This is a genomic window from Paenibacillus chondroitinus NBRC 15376 (assembly GCF_004000765.1).
In the GTDB taxonomy this organism is placed as follows: Bacteria; Bacillota; Bacilli; order Paenibacillales; family NBRC-103111; genus Paenibacillus_E; species Paenibacillus_E chondroitinus.
Genome location: NZ_BILW01000060.1, coordinates 11560 through 28653, shown reverse-complemented (window position 1 = coordinate 28653; position 17094 = coordinate 11560). Strand labels below are relative to the sequence as shown.

13 protein-coding genes are annotated in these 17094 nt (G+C 47.3%); 2 read left to right on the top strand and 11 right to left on the bottom strand.

Features of this window, described 5'->3' with window-relative positions; genetic code table 11:
- Positions 1-194: 194 nt before the first annotated feature.
- On the bottom strand, positions 195-1712 hold the full coding sequence (locus tag PCH02S_RS32745) for a DUF4153 domain-containing protein (RefSeq protein WP_127458300.1): 1518 nt from the start codon (positions 1710-1712) through the stop codon (positions 195-197).
- Between the two features lie 140 nt (positions 1713-1852).
- Here PCH02S_RS32745 and PCH02S_RS32740 point away from each other — a divergent pair, with 140 nt between their 5' ends.
- The gene (locus PCH02S_RS32740) at positions 1853-3655 is read left to right on the top strand and encodes an ABC transporter substrate-binding protein (protein WP_127458299.1); all 1803 of its coding nucleotides are present in this window, start codon (positions 1853-1855) and stop codon (positions 3653-3655) included.
- A gap of 2 nt (positions 3656-3657) precedes the next feature.
- On the opposite strand, the gene PCH02S_RS32735 is transcribed toward PCH02S_RS32740, so the two are convergent.
- From PCH02S_RS32735 to PCH02S_RS32700, 8 genes are all read right to left on the bottom strand, one after another.
- Positions 3658-5607: an ATP-dependent DNA helicase gene (locus PCH02S_RS32735; protein WP_127458298.1), complete on the bottom strand. Its 1950-nt coding sequence runs from the start codon at positions 5605-5607 to the stop codon at positions 3658-3660.
- Positions 5608-5753: 146 nt separating this feature from the next.
- Entirely contained in the window at positions 5754-6632 is an 879-nt protein-coding gene (locus tag PCH02S_RS32730; protein WP_127458297.1) for a radical SAM/SPASM domain-containing protein, read from the bottom strand.
- A gap of 83 nt (positions 6633-6715) precedes the next feature.
- Positions 6716-7510 carry a lipid II flippase Amj family protein gene (locus PCH02S_RS32725; protein ID WP_127458303.1) on the bottom strand — a complete coding sequence of 265 codons (795 nt, stop codon included), beginning with the start codon at positions 7508-7510 and terminating at the stop codon, positions 6716-6718.
- Positions 7511-7512: 2 nt separating this feature from the next.
- Positions 7513-7935 carry an SRPBCC family protein gene (locus PCH02S_RS32720; protein WP_127458296.1) on the bottom strand — a complete coding sequence of 141 codons (423 nt, stop codon included), beginning with the start codon at positions 7933-7935 and terminating at the stop codon, positions 7513-7515.
- Positions 7936-7951: 16 nt separating this feature from the next.
- A complete protein-coding gene (locus PCH02S_RS32715; protein ID WP_127458295.1) occupies positions 7952-8623 on the bottom strand; it encodes an HAD family hydrolase in 672 nt (223 codons plus the stop codon).
- Between the two features lie 18 nt (positions 8624-8641).
- Positions 8642-9157 (bottom strand): GNAT family N-acetyltransferase, encoded by a 516-nt coding sequence (locus PCH02S_RS32710; RefSeq protein ID WP_127458294.1) that lies wholly within the window; start codon positions 9155-9157, stop codon positions 8642-8644.
- A 459-nt stretch (positions 9158-9616) separates the two neighbouring features.
- A complete protein-coding gene (locus PCH02S_RS32705; protein WP_127458293.1) occupies positions 9617-11449 on the bottom strand; it encodes an ABC transporter ATP-binding protein in 1833 nt (610 codons plus the stop codon).
- Positions 11446-13209 carry an ABC transporter ATP-binding protein gene (locus PCH02S_RS32700; protein ID WP_174806856.1) on the bottom strand — a complete coding sequence of 588 codons (1764 nt, stop codon included), beginning with the start codon at positions 13207-13209 and terminating at the stop codon, positions 11446-11448. Before PCH02S_RS32700 ends, PCH02S_RS32705 begins: the two co-directional genes overlap by 4 nt.
- A 624-nt stretch (positions 13210-13833) precedes the next feature.
- On the opposite strand from PCH02S_RS32700, the gene PCH02S_RS32695 reads away from it, so the two are divergent.
- The gene (locus PCH02S_RS32695) at positions 13834-15447 is read left to right on the top strand and encodes a PucR family transcriptional regulator (RefSeq protein WP_127458291.1); all 1614 of its coding nucleotides are present in this window, start codon (positions 13834-13836) and stop codon (positions 15445-15447) included.
- On the opposite strand, the gene PCH02S_RS32690 is transcribed toward PCH02S_RS32695, so the two are convergent.
- Together PCH02S_RS32690 and hydA are read right to left on the bottom strand one after the other, a co-directional pair.
- Positions 15444-15659 carry a hypothetical protein gene (locus PCH02S_RS32690; protein ID WP_127458290.1) on the bottom strand — a complete coding sequence of 72 codons (216 nt, stop codon included), beginning with the start codon at positions 15657-15659 and terminating at the stop codon, positions 15444-15446. The two genes, PCH02S_RS32695 and PCH02S_RS32690, sit on opposite strands and share 4 nt — an antisense overlap.
- Positions 15652-17094, bottom strand: coding sequence for a dihydropyrimidinase (gene hydA, locus PCH02S_RS32685; RefSeq protein WP_127458289.1), 1443 nt, complete (start codon positions 17092-17094; stop codon positions 15652-15654). The genes PCH02S_RS32690 and hydA overlap by 8 nt, the downstream gene beginning before the upstream one ends.

The window sequence follows — 17094 nt, the reverse complement described above, 5'->3', positions numbered from 1 at the left end:
GGAAAGCATCGCGAACAATGGCTTGCGCCCAGGATAAGGCGGCTGAACGATACGCGCTGAGCAGCAGCTCAAAAGCAATCGGATCTCCCTCTTTGACGCGGCGTATAAGATCGGGCAATTCATTATGGTCCCCCACAGGCAACCTCCTGCCGTGTTTATTTCCCGTCTATATTCGCTAATAACAACCGAATTTCCTACCTATTCGCACGATAGCTGGATAGATTCCAGGATGGCCAAGTTTTGTCCTTTTGATCACTCATCACACGATCTATGGTTTGTTGAACAGAACTTAACTCGGGATGCTTAACCTTCAGTTCCTTCAAAGCGGGAACCACGTCGGTAGAAAGTCTTCCCAAATATTCAAGATCGATGACACCCGTTTTTTCGTAACGCTCCATGTTGTTAATGGCAATCCGGTGGTCGAGATTCATGTAGTTCATCACCAAATAAGCAAGTATGGCCGTTGTTATGTAGGCTCTGGACATCGACATCTTTTCTATCCAAATCCGGAAAAAAGCAAGGACAAACAATATGCTAAGGAAGATCATAAATCCATGCACAAGCAGTCTCGTTTGTGTAAAGCCATAAGCTTCTTCATAGAGCGAAAGCCTTCCATAAGCGGAGATTAGCATGACAATCGTGCAGGTTACCAGCAGAGTAAGCAGCACTTTTCGGATTTTTTCTCCTAATGGACTGCTTGAGCGTATCCAATGTAAACCAGGAAATAGCAGCGATACATTAATCAGTGCGACAACAACCAGCTCGGCGAAACCTCTGCGCGCATATTCCGCATACGCCACGCCGGATGGCAGCAGGCCATCTGCAGCCCCGAATAAATAGGAAAACTGGATAATCGCAAATAGCACATAAACAACATTCACACATATAAGCAGCGTTCCTGCTGTGATTGGGTCAAGCTGCGCTTTGCTCCGGAATACGACTTCTGTAGCGGCAGCTGTTTCATCTTTCTGGCTGTCGAATGGGTGCGATGCTTCGATAACTTTCGGGAAAAGCAGTCCCCACATGTAACAAAAAGTGTAAAGGGTAATCACAACCGCAAGAATGATTCGTCCTACACTTTCCCCTATGGACACGCCACTGAACCATGTTGGAATCTCCGCGATCCAGGAAAAGAAAATCTGGTCAGCTGAAGCTAACAACCCGATAACGATAAACAGGATTGGTGCTGCCAGCAGCAGACCCGCCAAAACTTTTACGACTTTTCCCCAAGTCGAATCTTTACGGTTCCCTCCGCCTGGCAGCCAAGCTTTCAACATCCCGAAAGGGACAGGAAGATACGTTATCGGGCTGCTGATGACATGCCTAACCATGTCTTGCAGGAATGTGGCATGGTACCACGCATGTTTGCTATTCCTTGACAACACGACCGTTTGCATCACGATACAAAGCGGCAGGGCGATCATATTTAGCAGGTGAAAAAAGTTGTTTGCGAACAAGCCATAGGTCAACGCCAACAAGCCAACCGGCACCATCAACAACCACCCTGCTGTACTCTGCCCTTTCCATGGCTCAAATCCGCCTAATCGGCCTTTTATCGAATAAAAATAAAGTCCATAGAAGCCGGCAACGCTTAGAAAAACAGAAATGCCCGCCGGGCGGCCAATAAATAAATATTGTACCAGCAGTCCGAATAAACAAGCGTACGCTAACATGTAGCTATATTTTCTTTGCCATGGAGCTGGATCTCTCATTGAACTTTCTCTCCTTTAGTCACAACGAAATAGAATTGCAAGGAATTGATAATTCCTGCCTTTTATTGTAACCTTTAAAACAAGAACAAAAAGTGTAAGTTTATTTTCATTAATTTCATATTTTATGACGGAGGCACTTCATGAAAATCCGCAAGCATTATTTGACACTTCGACATGCCTTTCCACAGCTTCAAGAAGAGTCTCCGCTGGAGACAACGCTCGAAGAGCTTGCTGCACAATTGGATTGCACACATCGCAATATGGTGCTTCTCCTCAAGCGAATGCAGCAGGAACAGTGGCTCACCTGGCAGCCCAAAAAGGGCCGCGGCAATCGCTCGACCCTCATTTTTCATATGCGCAAAGAACAATTGCTTTTGGAAGAAGCGAAACAGCTCGTGGCTAAGCAAGACTTGCAATCTGCACTTGAGCTGCTGCAATCGACCGAACATTCCTCTCACTTACGAGAGCAGTTTCAAGATTGGTTGTCTGGTCAATTCGGGTTTCGTTCCGAGCTTCAGGGTGATCGCCGATCAGATGTGCTGCGCTTTCCTCTGACTCAAACGATCCATGCGCTAGATCCCGCTGCCATCCATTACGCCGGGGAATCTCATCTAGTGAATCAGCTCTTTGATGGTCTCGTCCGGATGGATTCGAAAGGTGAGCACATCGTGCCTCATCTGGCGCATGCATGGGAGGTTGATGAAACAAGAACCGTTTGGACGTTTTACCTCCGAAAAGGCGTACGCTTTCACCATGGGCGCGAAATGTCCGCCAGCGACGTGAAATATTCGCTTGAAAGGCTTCAGCGCCTAGCGCCACGCGGGTTGTACAGTTGGGCCTATGCGGGAATCAAGGAGATTGTCTGCCCGAATGAGACGACCGTTGTTATCCGATTGGTAGAACGTAACGAATTGTTTCTGGGCTTCTTGAGCACGAATCGGGCTGCGATTGTTCCTGAAGACGTGTGTGAGGCAGCCGGCGGCTGGATGGGCACGAACCCTGTCGGGACAGGTCCTTTTCGCTTGGCGGGACATGAGCACGGCATTTGGATTTTGGAGGCATTTCCTGCCTATTTTCAAGGCCGGGGCTTCTTGGATCGTGTCGAAGTGTGGACGCTGCCTGAGCATGAACATCTGTCGGACTCTAATCAGAAGCAGCCTTTCCAAGTCATGCACAATGTGCGAATTTCGGACATGGACGCTCAGCGCTGGCAGCAGGTGCGGCAATCGGGCATGACAACCAAATTCATGACCGTGAATGAGAAAAAGGAAGGTCCCCTACGAAATCCACGGATTCGCCAAGCTCTCAGTCTGGCATTAGATCGAGCTTATTTATTAGAGCAGCTCTCCGGGGATGTCATCGAAGAAGCAAACTCTTTCTTCCCGAAGTCAGCGACAGAGGAACAAGAAGAAGCCCCTGCTCACTTCCCTTCTCCACCGCTACCAACAACCTTTGAGCAGCTGCTTCACTCTGCCGGTTATCAAGGGGAGACGCTGACGCTTGCTACGATTCCGCAATACGAGCAGGATGCGCTTCTTTTGAAGAACATGTACGCTTTATCCGGCATCAAGCTCCAAATTATGCTCATTCCTGCCGAGCAATTCAATGGCGAACTGCGCATGTCGGCTGATCTTGTTCTTTTCGCCATTATGATAGACGAGCACCGCGAACTGCGGCTTTACGATATGTACAAAAGCATGCAGCAGCATGCGGCGCCTGAGGTGCAGCGCTTGCTTGATGACAGTTTGCAGCTGCTGCGCGATGAAATCGACCCGATACGCAGAAAAACGCTGCTCGAGCAGTTAGAATTACAGCTCAAGCAGCGTTACAGCTTGCTTTTTCTATATCGGAAACATCTCAAAACCGCTTACCACCCGTCGATTCGCGGCATTTCGTTCGATTCCCTCGGGTGGGTGCGATTTCGCGACATTTGGTTCACGTAAACCTATAGACTATATTTCAATGCTACTCCAGCAGGCAGCACACGTTCCATATGCTCACGAAGCGTTTCATTCGTGTGCATTTCCTCGCTAAAGATAGCGATAATCCCGCTATCTTCCCGCGTACGGATCAAGCGGCCGATCCCCTGTCTCAGTCTTAACAACATGTAGGGAATGTCCACTTCCTCATAAGCATTCGCGGCTGCTTCCCGTTTGGCCATAAACACAGGGTCTTGCGGTGGGAATGGAAGCGCCCAAATCATCACATTCGACAGTGACGGACCTGGCACATCAAGTCCTTCCCATAAACTTACCGCAGCAAGCACGCTATGCTCGTCGCCTTGGAAAGACGCGATCAGATGACTGATTTCTTGATCGCCTTCAAATAGAAAACGCAGCTTCTCACATTCGCTCCGCTTCGAAATCTCTTGCTTAAACAGCCGCAGCTCTTCGTGGGTCGGGAATAGAATCAGCGCCCGCCCTTCCGTCCTTTGCAGCAGCTCGACGGCTGCCTCCATTTTCTCCTGGAAAGTGCCGCCAGAAGTCCATTTGGGTGCGAGCACTTCCATATGTCCTGCATAATCATACGGCGAGTCCACGGAGAACGATAAATACTTGTCCAATCCCAAGCTATCCGCCACATAATCAAACGTTCCTTCTACGGATAACGTAGCCGAGGAGAACACGATTGGCATTTTAGCTGAAAATACTTGCTCTCTAAGCACTTCTTTCACCGTTCTTGGCATGACCACTAAGCTTAACCCCGTAATACTTTCCGTTGCCCAACAGATGAAAGCTTGATCATGACGGAATAACGCCAGCGCCTTCTGCATCATTTCCAAATGCTCTTCGACAATTTTGAGCTGATAATCATTCAAAGTGAACATCTCGCTCTCGAAGACAAGCTCCTCTTCAATCTGTGATAAAATATCACACAATCGGTGAATCTCGCGAAGCAATTGATCATTCATCACAATCTGTTTACGGTCCGAGCCCGGGATCGGTCGGCAGCAGCTTTCCAGCACTTCGAACATATATTCGCTTTGCTCAATCGCCTGGTCAATACAGACGGCTAAGGTCTCGCGCACTTCCCCTTTTAACAATCGGACCACTAGTTCTTCAAAAACCGTATGCTTCAGCTTGTATGTCAAAGCTTTTTGCGCAGCCGACTCCATCAAATGTCCTTCATCGAAAACAACCGCACAATGCTCCGGCAATAACGGCAACTGGCCTTCCCGCTTCCGCCCCTCATACGTCCAAACATGCTCCATATAAAAGTCATGGGAACAAATAATGAGATCAGCGGATTTCCGGTACGATTCTCGGGATAAGGTTTGACCGCAGCGGTGCCGTTTATCGCAGACGAAACAATCCTGATAAGCATCCCAACTCACGCGTTCCCACTGCTCATCGTTCAGATTCGGGTAGTCTTTCCGATCTCCATATGCATAAAAGGATTGCAGAGCCTCGCGTGTGTGGACAAAGTCAGGTAAACCAGCATGCAGATCACGGTATAAACTTATATCTTCGTGTCCAAATCGGGCTTCATCCAGCTTCTGAAGACACAGATACTGATCAGGGGATTTGGCAAGCCGCGCATCAATCACGAGATTCAAGTGCCGCATTAATTTATCAATATCGCCGCCAGGCTTGACCAATTGCTCAATTAAGGATTCGTCCGCACACGCGATGATAGCCGGTTTGTTCGCGAGTCTCGAATAACAAATCGCATATAACAAGTAGACAAGCGTTTTCCCTGTTCCTACACCGGCTTCTGCAAAAATAGTCTGTTTCTCCGCAAAAGCCCGCTCCAGCTGAAACGCCATGTAGATCTGCTCATCGCGCACTTCAAAGCCTGATTCGGGTAAAACTTCATAAAATAAATCAGCAATCCAGTCAGAAACCTGCTGCATGAATGGCTGTGAATGATCATAATCGAATGGATACCGTCCCACGTTATAAGCCCCCAAAAAAAGAAATCTAATCAAACTTGTATTATCTCACTAACTAGCTACAAAAGCAAAGAAAGATAGAAAAAGCCTCATTCCCTCCGCTTTAACCGTGGAGATGAAGAAGCTTCCCATCTGTGATCATCTTTATTTTACATACTGAAACGTTCCCGATATCCGCATTTGCGGCATAACTCTTCTACGACTTCCCGTCTGGAAAAACCTTCGAACAAACGGTTCGCCCGCTCCCCTTCAACAATCTCAGAAAACGGCGTATGGTTGATATTTCCCAAATTGATAACGCCTTCCCCATCGAGACAGCAAGGAATTACCGTACCGTCAACCAAGATGCCTGCTTGATTTCGCAGCGCGTGACAGAAACCAGGGCCTTCAATCTCTTGTGCTTTCAGATCCGGCCATTGGAACTCATGATCTTGGTTCAAATACACGCGTTCTGCGAGTTTTACACCGCTTCCACGTACAAATTCCTCGTCAATTTTGTAATCCAGCTCAAACTCTCTCTCCAGCATTTCCAAGACTTCACGATTCCGCTGCCGCTCCTGATTCGTTTGATTATCCATCGTTAAGTTCCACAACCGGAAAGAGATAATGACATTAGACTTTGCAACAATTTCCTTGGCAAAACGCAAGATGCTCATCACATAGCCTTCTTTATCCTCCGAGCCTTCGTGGCCGTCAAAACTGTGCAAAGAGAAATTCATTTGGCGAAGGGCCGGTTTGTCCAGCAGCTTATGCCTGTTTTTATTAATCAACGTTCCGTTGGTCGTAATATTGACTTTAAAGCCTTTCTCATGGCTCAAATCCAGCAATTCGTCAATCTTGGGATGCAGCAAAGGCTCTCCTTTGACATGCAGATAAATGTGATCCGTATGCGGCTTGATTTGATCAAGAATGTTCGTAAACGTATCTATCTTAATGAAATTAGCCTGCCGCTTCGTTTGCGGACAAAACGTACAAGCCAGGTTGCATACACTTGTAATCTCAATATAAAACTTTTTAAACTTCTTCATGCCATGGCTCCGTTTCTAGCTGCGCTACTATGATAATAGCTATTATAACAAGCTGCTCTCCTGAAAGAAAGGAATTGCAAGAATTAGAAAATCCATTTCACGATCCAACCGATAAAATAAGCCGAAGGGATAAGAAATACTTGCGCCAACAAAGTGCCTAGAAAACGGGATGTCATGAGCAGTGCATAAATTTTGCCCAGCTGACTGCGTTGTGACTCGTCCTGCAGCGCTTTATCGGTAATGAGCCCTAACTGTGGATCGATGAAGATGGTAAGAAGGATCGTGGCGATCCCGTTGATGAGACCCGATGCCTGGGAGGCCGTCGTTGCATACTGAGGTAATAAATGCGCCGCATACAAAGAGGACAGCACCCCTACAGAATAGAAGGCGGTTACCAGGATATTGATGACTAAAAATCTTTTGGATACGCCTAAATACCGGAACTGGCTAAGCTTGAACTTTGGTTTTTTCAAATAATTTTTAGTATTCTTCAACTGTTCTATCTTCACGCTTGAAATGAGCTTCGGGATAGATCCTGCTACTTCCAAACGAGCAATAACCCGTACACTAAGGTTAATAAAAGAAGGAAATAAGGCTATCGCGATCAGCGTGCCGATGGACGATGCGAACAAAGAAATTCGCAAATATCTTTCTAAATCGAAAGTGGGCACAGCCTTGGCATAGTCGACGAAATTAGCCGTCATAGGCGCTTGAATTAAATTAGCCGTTCGGGAAACGAGCACGACGATACCAACCAGCGAAAGCGCTACAGCCAGCTTGTTCACCTTCACCCCGGCAAAACGTATGGAATAGGATAACGTTTCAGCGGTATGAATGATCATCGTTAATATGAATACCAAAATGAGTGTATTCGTCATCGTCATTTGATCTTTAACTCCATCAGCCGGTTCAGGACGGCCTCCCAACGCACCTTCATTTCCTCTCTGTGCTGCATGCTGTCGAGTTTTTCTTGGTGAAAACTGATCGTCGTTCTGCCGGGAGAAGCGGCGGGCAGCAGCCGAATTTGCAGCGTTGATGCTTCCTCCCAGCTCGCAGGCTGCCAAGAGAGACGTAGCTGTTCATTAGGTTTGACCACACGAAGAACCCCGTTAATCCCTTCTTTTGTGCAAAATGTGTGCCCTTTTTCGAAAAGGATCGTCGGAGTCTCTCCTAACCAAAGCTTGCGGCCTTGCGGCGAAGTCAATAGTTCCCATGCCTTCTCTTGGCTTAAAGTAAGCGTCCTTCTGACACCAATCTGAAAGCCTGCAGCTGCCGTAAGTCCTACCATATTCTCTGAATTCATTAGCTTTCCCCCTTCGCTATTTCAATCCAGTTTGCAACTGCTCCAAATATTCCTTCAGCTCTATCAAATCCCTGATCGTATACTCTCGCTCAAAATCACCTGCGAATTGGTCGTCTTCCTTCCATATTCCTCTCATGCCCACCCTTCGGCTAGCCCAAACATCATTTTCGGGATGATCACCGACATAAGCTGCTTCACCAGGCTGTGCTCCCAATCTAGCTAACGCTCTATGAAAAATCTCAGGATCCGGCTTGCGCAGCCCTTCTATTTCGGATACCAATATCGTATCAAAATAAGTCAAAATCCTTAACGCTTCTATATTTTTCATCTGGAAAGTTCCATAACCATTGGTAATCAAGCCAAGCTTAAAGCCACTTTTTTTCAAGTAGGTCAAAAGCTCATGAAGATTCGGAAACCCAACACAGTGCAGGCTGAAGTGATGCATGTAATCCTCTAGCAGGACCTCCCACTGCAAAGCAATTTCGAATTCGTGTATGAGCTGCTGATACACTTTATCTTTCCATACGTAACCTCTCTGATCCAGGTCTACGAACCTTTTTACATACGCGGATTTATCAATGTGCTGAAGCTCAACCATCCGTTGGTGCTGATTTTCAACAAAAGCTTTCAAAGATGTATCTCGATCCAGCAGCGTTCCGTCCAGATCAAAAATAATGGCTTTTAACACTGGAGCCCTCACACCTTTCTAGCTAAAAAAAGAATCTGGATATCGAAGCTCTCCGCTCCAATCCTTTAGATAACCCTCTATGATCTCACAGACCATAAAGACTTCATCTGGCACTTGAAACTGCTTTAGCTCAAATCCAAATGTCCTAGCGGGTACAAATCCGAATTTCGGATAATAGCTGGGGTGACCAATCAGGAATATAGCGCCGTATCCTAATTCTCTCGTTTTCCGGATGCCTTCTAGGATAAGTTGTGCGCCTACGCCTTGTTTTTGAAAGTCTGGTTTCACTGCAATTGGGGCTAGTGCGATGACCTCGTGTTCTTTGTCCTCATCCACTACATTGGCTTTACTTAGCAAAATATGGCCAACAATCTGATGATTCATTTCCGCCACAAGAGACAATTCCGGTATAAAACCCTGGGAAGCCCGGATTCGCTCAACCAGTTGAGCTTCGTCTTCTCTATGTCCAAAAGCTTCTACATTCAGCTGATAGACCGCTTGATGATCTTTCATTTCTTCTGATCTGATTCTCATGATTGAACCTCCCCTCAAAATCAAATATTCGTTTATCTACTAGGATTTCCCTTTAAATGTATGTAAAAAAATATGCTAACTAGGTTGCTTGCGATTGTAAAAGCATCCTATGTTGTACAATGTGCAACCATTTGGCTGTATTGGGCCTCAGCGCGCGTCTATACTGTACGATGTACAAAGAATTATGCGATAAACCGCTTACATATCACCTACTCGAAACAAAACACCCCTTCCTTCACTCATCCTCATACCCATTGCTCGTGAAGCAATAGATGGAAATGATCAAGCTATTTTCTCAAGTTTCAACAGAAACAAGGCGAATCGACTGAAATAACTCCTGAAATTCCAGTTAGTTCTTCTAAACCCTAGTTCGCACGAAAATTAACGGTAGGAACTCCAGTTACTCCGCCAACATACATCAATAAAAAAGAGAGCCACCAAGGCTCCCTTCTCAAATCATCACTCTGATTGCCGCTCATCGCCGTACCAAAGTTCTCGGAACGTCGCGCTGCGCTCCAGCAGCTCCTCCGACGTACCCTCGGCTTCGATGCGTCCCTCCTTCATCACGATGATGTGATCGGCGCGCGTCAACGCCGTTTTGCGGTGCGAGACGACCAGGCAGGTCGCATCGCTTCGACGCTGGAACATCCGCTCCCAGAGCTTCTGTTCCGTCTCCACGTCGAGCGCGCTCGACAGGTCGTCGAAGACGTACAGCTCGGCGTCGCGCACGAGCATGCGCGCCGCAGCCGTCCGCTGCGCCTGGCCGCCGGAGAGCTTCACCCCGCGCGGGCCGATGACGGTGTCCAGCCCGCCGGGCAGCTGCGCGACGTCGTACTCGAGCACCGCCGCGTGCAGCGCCTGCTGCAAGCTGTCACTTTGCTCCGCTTGCCCGAGCAAAATATTGTTGCGCAGCGTATCGCTGTACAACCGCGGCACTTGCGCGGTGTAGGCGCTCCGCGGCGGGGTGAAGAAAGTGCCCGGGTCTTCGACGGGTACTCCGTTCCACGCGATCGTCCCTTTCCCTTTGGGCAGAAGCCCAAGGAGGGAACGCACCAGCGTGGTTTTGCCAGAGCCGATCGCTCCCGTTACCACGGTGAACGATCCTCTTCGCAAGCTGAAGTGAATGTCCGAGATGCCCCTGCCGGTATCGGCATAGGCATAGCTCAATCCATTCACATCAAGCCGCTGCAGCGCAGCTCCGCTCTTTAGCATTGCATTCTCGCTCTGCTTCTCATCGCTCTTGCTCCCACGCACTGCATTCTCGCTCTTCCCTCTATCTTCGCTTTTCTCCGCTCTGCCCGGCTTCAAATGCAGCGAATTAACCATCGTCAGAACCTTCGCAGAAGCTCCTTGCAATAGAAACGTTAACCGTTCCAGCGACACGCTCATCTGTTTAAAATACGTAATGAATTTCCCCACATTCGTAATAAATTGCGTCACGAAGGTCAAATAGTAGACGAACAGCGCAAAGTCCCCCACGGTAAAGGTGCCAGCTCTCATTTTTGTACCGGCAAGCAGAAGAATGAGACCTGTACCCAAATTCACGGAATTGGAGAAGACCGAATCCAGCAGCTCCGTCATGAGACGGTCTTTGAGCATCGCTTTTCGGCGGTTGTCGCCAAATCTGCGGAAACGCTCAATGACGCGGTCCTCGGCTCCCGCCACTTGGATAGCTTGTACGTTACCGAACATTTCGCTGATTTCCCCAGTCACTTTGGAAGTGGCTTCCCTGCTGGCCGCGCGGTATTTCTGCAGGCGAACCGTCGCCAGCTGCGCAGCCGTAATAACAAGCACAATCGGCAGAAACACAAGCATCGTCATTTGAGTATCAATACGTATCAGAATATAACCGGACACAATGGCAAAACAGGTCAAACCAAATACATCAACAGACCAGCTTACCGCCTCTTCCGATTGATCTACATCGTCACGGAAATGACTAATCGCTTCCCCCGGAGATACCGGAATCGCTTGTGCCCCTGGCTGTTTTAAAACATGCTCAAGCAAATTTCGTCTCAACAGCATCCCCATCCGAAACCGGAAATGAACATCCGTTATAAACCCGATAATAATGAGGCATATACGTCCTAGAGCGGCAGCAATAAGCAGTGCGATCAAGCCCCAGACGCCATAGCCCAGCATGGAATTCCCTGTCAAAGAGTCGAAAAATTGTTTCGTAATCAAACCTGGCACAATCGGCGCCAAGTAGATAATGGTCCAAGCAATTGCATTAATAAAATAACGCCCAGGACGGTACATAATAAGCCGCCATAAATAGTGGAACGTAGTCATACCAGCACCTCCTCAAGCCCTGTCGCAAGTAATTGGCTGAATCGGGAATTAGGGTCTGCGGCTAACTGCTCTCTTCTCCCTGTTTCCATCACATGGCCATTATCCAAAATGAGGATGTGATCGGCGCGTTGTACGGTAGCTAATCGGTGCGCGATCATGATACAGGATCGTTCGGTCAATAGTTTGGATACGGCTTTTTCAATGCGTTGCTCGGTCAGAGGGTCTAACCTCGAGGATGCTTCATCCATAATGACAAGTCCCGGTTTCGTTAAAAACACCCGTGCGAAGGCCAACAATTGCGCTTCTCCCGCCGATAAACTGCCTCCTCCGGAGGCCAGCATCGTATCCAGTCCTTCAGGCATTGACTCATACCATGAGCCGAGTCCAAGCTCCGTGAGCACATCGATAATTTCTTTATCTGTGATGGAACTATCGTAAAAGGTTAAATTATCACGAATGGTGCCCTGCATAATTTCAATATTTTGCGTCACCAATGCGACATGTTTGCGAAGTTCCGCTAACGTGCATTGGCGTATATCCGTTCCGCCTAGCGCAATCATACCGCTTTGCGGATCATAAAATCGCAGCAAAAGCCTAGCCATCGTTGACTTGCCGCTCCCCGTCCTCCCAAGTAAGCCTAAGACTTCTCCTGGCTTCAAGTTCAATTCTACGCCTTTGAGCGTAGGCTGATCTCCATCGTAGCTGAACGTTACATCGCGGAATTCAACACTAAGCGGTCCTTTCGGCAGCAGTGCTCCCGGCCCATCCTTAATTTCGGATTGCGTAGCAAACAGTTCACGAATCCGGGAAATACTTGCATCCGCCTTCTGCAAATCCTCCATTTGCGTACGGATTTTCTCAATTGGCTTAGCTAGCAGCTCTGTATAAAAGAAAATTAAGTACACCGTACCGAGGGAGATGTTGTGGCTATACCACAGATAAGCGCTAATTCCAAAAGCCATGGCATTGCCCAAAGCGAAAACGAAAATCGACATATTCCACATCGCACAGAAACCTAGAAACGCTTTCACTCGCAGTGGCAGCATTTTTCTTAGCATCGTATAAAAACGATTCATCACGAATCCTACTGCCCCATTGGCGCGGATATCCTCCGTTCCTTCCAAATGCTCGCCAATAAAACCGTAAAACTCGGCATTCGCCTGCCGCCATCCCGCCCATACAGGAACCGCAAATTTACGAATCCACTGAATCATAAAAACGGCAAAGACAACGAAAAAAGCCATCCCTGCGCCAATGATCCAATTCTCCCGGAATAATAGCACAATAATGCCTGCCATCAGAAGCAGGTTACCGAATAGATGAATAATCATGCTGGAGAAGAAGTTCGCAAGCGCATTCACATCGCCGTCCACACGTTCAATCAGCGAGCCGGACGTATGCGATTTATGAAAAGACATATCCAGAGACAAGCAATGTGCTGCCAAATCAACGCGTAATTTATTTGTTGTTTTCCAACCGACATTTTCGCTATAGTACGTTGCGATGACCGAGACGAGCTGCTGCACAAGTGAAAATCCAATAAAGAAAACAGCAGCAGTAATCAAAGGCTGCATGGCGCTACCAGCTTGCGCCTGATCGATAAAATAGCGGATGATTTGGGGGTTGACTAACTGCAGTCCTATAGAAGCGAATAAAAGCAGCGTCAATAAAACGAGTGTACCTTTCTGCGGGAACAAATATCGGCTTAGAAGCTCAGCGTATTGCCCCATAGAATTACTCTTTTTTGGGTTTACCTTCATTATGTAAGGTCCTCCAGTAATTATTAATGACATTAATCATTCATGTCGTTAAGTATTGTCCTCCTCTTCCAATCGTACATTCAATCATACTAAATTGAACTGCAACCGACAACGCACGTTTTCAACTGCGACAGAACTCCCTGGTGATAGGTCTGCAGAATGTGCTATCGAGTTGGGGACATTGGATGAAATCCAACCAACACATTGATTTGAAGGCTAAATGCGCAATCTTCTTGGATGAAATCCAATGTAACCAATTATTCGTGATGCTATATCGCTGAATATGGCCGCTCTCTTGGAATTCATCCAATGAAAAGAGCGAATTTAGTGTATTATGGGTGTTTTCAATGGATTGTGTCCAACAAGGATTCCAGTAGAAGCGAACTTATATGGTTGAAAACACCCAGCGTTCCCAAGGAGTAACCGCGCAAGCAATAGCGCAAATCTCTTGGGGTGAAGTACGTAACCTACGGTTACCCCTTCAAACATAAAAAACCGCAATCGCTCGCGGTTTTTCCCAATTGCAAGAATAATCCCCAAAACGCATTAAACGCATTGTATAATAGAAAAAAAACCATTACGGCTCTCAAGTAAACTTCACTAACACATAGGCGGTGGATGAATATGGTTCAGACACTTTTGCAATTAACCGTGAAAGATATTTTGCAGCGCCCTCTGTTTCAGAAAGCCGAAACCATCGCAAGTGAAGAAGCATTGAATCGCACTGTTCGCTGGGTTCACATCATGGAAGTACCACACGTTGGACATTTATTGAATGGCCATGAACTCATCCTCAATACCGGAATTGGCTGGCATGATAACGAAGAATTAAGCCTCTCCTTCCTCCAACAACTCATCGACAGCGGTGCATCCGGACTATGTATTGAACTGGGGACTTATACGAAGCTTCCCCTCGAACGTCTGAAAGAGCTTGCCCTGCGCGAACATTTTCCACTCATCTTTTTCCATGAAGAAGTCCGGTATATTGATATTACCCAAGATTTGCATGCTTATTTCATCCATCAGCATTATTCCATGGTGTCCGAGCTGGAAGCCCTATCTACGCAGTTGAATCAATTGCTCCTCTCAGGGAAGGGGTTACAGCCTCTTTTACAGCTATTACACGAAACAACACACGCTCAAGTCGCCTTTTTTCCTTATGGAGAGGAAGCACGGTATATTCCTGAATTACCGAAAACCGATGCAGATCTCTTTTATGAAAAATGGATCTTTGGCGAAATCTTCCGACTCCCTGATATCAAATGCAAGCTCGCCCATCGCCCTATTCTAGCTCTTGAACGCATGTTTGCTGACCTTCTTTTGTACGGTGAACAGGAGTTAAGCGAATTCCAAATTCTTGCGTTAGACCGGTTTGCAACGGCCATTGCACAAGAAATGATGCGCACAACCTACATGGAGGAGAAAAAACGGTACAAGCAGGATCTTTGGGTCACGGACTGGCTGAACGGAAAGCATACGCAGCAAATCATTCGGGACTACATGCTCGCCATGAAACCCAATGTGAAGCTTGAGCAAGCTGTTGTGTGCGTGTTCGAAAGCAGAGCTGTACGGGAAGACGTGATCGATCATGAAGCGCAGCTTCTACAAAAACAAATGGTAGCGCGCTCCATCTTCGAAGGTGAAGGCTTCTATCTGGTCCCTCACTTTACCAACGCTCAGTTCGTATTCATCCTGCTTGATCAGCTAGGGGCATCCCCTTTTCAAGATCGAATGATGAGGGCTATCCAACGCTTGCAAAAAACAGATCACCTGCAGGAGACAGCGCTTTTCTCACCTTTTTTGGGGATAGGCAAAAGAATCAGTGATCCTTCTCTCCTCAAGTTAAGCTATCAAACCGCCCTGGATACGATTGATATTCAGAAAGACATCGGGGTATTGGAACAACCTTTTTACGATGAGCTTCACGTGGGCAAAGTCATCCTGATGATGAAACAAAGTGGTTCATTAGCGTCCTTTATTGAAGAATATCTCGGCCCTATCCTCCACTATGATCGGGAGAAAAACGGCCAGCTTTTGAAAACGCTGAAAATGTATTTAGCTTTAAGCGGCTCCAAGCAGGAAACAGCCAAAGAGCTTTTCATCGTGAGACAAACCTTATATCACCGCCTCGACAAAATCGCCTTTCTGTTAGGTGAAGATTACATGCGCCCTGACAAAAGAATGGCCATAGAGCTTGCGCTCCATGGCTACGAATACATGCATGGCATCATTGCTTAGATCTGTTCCTGGCCCTGCCGAATGAGCAGCGAGGCATAATATTTCCTCGCATTCGCTGTCTTCAGATGCAGGGTGGCTGTTTCGCCCCCGGGGTGTTCGAATTGCAGCCAGGCGCCGCTCAAATCTTCCTTCACCCCGACAATTTTAAATTTCTGCGCGACAAAACCATCGAGTTTTTGCTTCTCCAGCATAAATTGTGCATGTTCAGACATGTGTTGCACCCCTTTGACCCACGGTATCTTGCTTAGGCTTAATCTGAAGGGGCTCAGATGGATAGGTTTTCCGTTTCACAAATTGACCAATGCCCGGCGTGCCCACAAACTTTTTATTCTGAATTACGTACTCCCCTCTAGATAGCACAGTAACAGGTTCTCCGGTGATTTCAAGACCTTCAAACGGATTATAATCCACATTCATATGGTGAGTGTCGGATGAAATAACACGAGCTGCATTCCCATCAAAAATAACAATATCGGCATCACAGCCCACGGCGATTGTTCCCTTCTTAGGGAATAAACCGAACAATTTGGCACTTCGCGTTGACACGATATCGACAAATTGGTTCAATGTTATCCGCCCCTTCAGGACGCCTTCCGAAAACAGAATCGAGAACCGGTCTTCAATACAAGGACCGCCATTCGGGATTTTGCTAAAATCACCTAACCCAAGCTCTTTCTGACCTTTGAAGTTAAAGGAACAGTGATCAGATCCCAGCGTTTGAAGCTGTCCGTTTTTAAGTGCAGTCCATAGTGCATCTTGATGCTCTTTAGGGCGAAGCGGTGGCGACCACACATATTTGGCGCCTTCGAAATCCGGCTTCTCCAAGTATGTTTGATCCAGCATTAAATACTGCGGACAAGTCTCGCCCCATACATCAATTCCTAGATTCCGCGCTTCGGCAATTTGCTGAACAGCTTCCTCACATGTCACATGAACAACATACAGTTGGGAATTTGCCAAGGCGGTTAATTTGGCTGCGCGCCCCGTCGCTTCTCCTTCAATTAAGGATGGACGTGTCAGTGCATGGTAAATCGGCTCTTTATTTCCTGCATCCAGCGCTTCCTTAATCAAATAATCAATCACGTCGCCGTTCTCAGCGTGCACCATGACCAGTGCGCCATGCCGTTTCGCTTCAAGCAAGGTTCGATACAGCGTTCCGTCGTCGGCTTGAAAAACATTTTTATACGCCATGAAAACTTTGAGCGAAGTGATCCCTTCGTCATGGATCATTTTGGGCAGCTCTGCCAGCACTTCGTCGTTGATTTCAGCAATCATCAGATGAAAGCTGTAATCAATAACAGCCTTACCCTCCGCTTTGTTATGCCAGGTTTGAACAGATTCACTCAACGGCACGCCTTTATTCGTTAGGCAAAAATCAATGATCGTTGTCGTTCCTCCAAAAGCAGCCGCCTTCGTTCCTGTCTCGAAGTTGTCGGCTGTAACCGTCCCGCCAAAAGGCATATCCAAGTGCGTGTGCGGATCGACTCCGCCTGGGAACACATAACATCCCTGCGCATCAATGATTTCAGCGCATTCCAGCTCAAGATTAAGCCCAATCTGCGAAATGATGCCGTTCTCGATCAGAACGTCCGCCTGATATTGATCAGCAGCCGTCACAACCGTGCCATTCCTAATCAGTTTAGCCAT

Bases quoted from the DNA above. Each gene is read 5' to 3' on its own strand.
- PCH02S_RS32745 (WP_127458300.1), bottom strand. From the start codon at position 1,712: ATGAGAGATCCAGCTCCATGGCAAAGAAAATATAGCTACATGTTAGCG.
- PCH02S_RS32740 (WP_127458299.1), top strand. From the start codon at position 1,853: ATGAAAATCCGCAAGCATTATTTGACACTTCGACATGCCTTTCCACAG.
- PCH02S_RS32730 (WP_127458297.1), bottom strand. From the start codon at position 6,632: ATGAAGAAGTTTAAAAAGTTTTATATTGAGATTACAAGTGTATGCAAC.
- PCH02S_RS32725 (WP_127458303.1), bottom strand. From the start codon at position 7,510: ATGACGAATACACTCATTTTGGTATTCATATTAACGATGATCATTCAT.
- PCH02S_RS32720 (WP_127458296.1), bottom strand. From the start codon at position 7,935: ATGAATTCAGAGAATATGGTAGGACTTACGGCAGCTGCAGGCTTTCAG.
- PCH02S_RS32710 (WP_127458294.1), bottom strand. From the start codon at position 9,157: ATGAGAATCAGATCAGAAGAAATGAAAGATCATCAAGCGGTCTATCAG.
- PCH02S_RS32705 (WP_127458293.1), bottom strand. From the start codon at position 11,449: ATGACTACGTTCCACTATTTATGGCGGCTTATTATGTACCGTCCTGGG.
- PCH02S_RS32700 (WP_174806856.1), bottom strand. From the start codon at position 13,209: ATGAAGGTAAACCCAAAAAAGAGTAATTCTATGGGGCAATACGCTGAG.
- PCH02S_RS32695 (WP_127458291.1), top strand. From the start codon at position 13,834: ATGGTTCAGACACTTTTGCAATTAACCGTGAAAGATATTTTGCAGCGC.
- PCH02S_RS32690 (WP_127458290.1), bottom strand. From the start codon at position 15,659: ATGTCTGAACATGCACAATTTATGCTGGAGAAGCAAAAACTCGATGGT.
- hydA (WP_127458289.1), bottom strand. From the start codon at position 17,094: ATGGCTAAACTGATTAGGAATGGCACGGTTGTGACGGCTGCTGATCAA.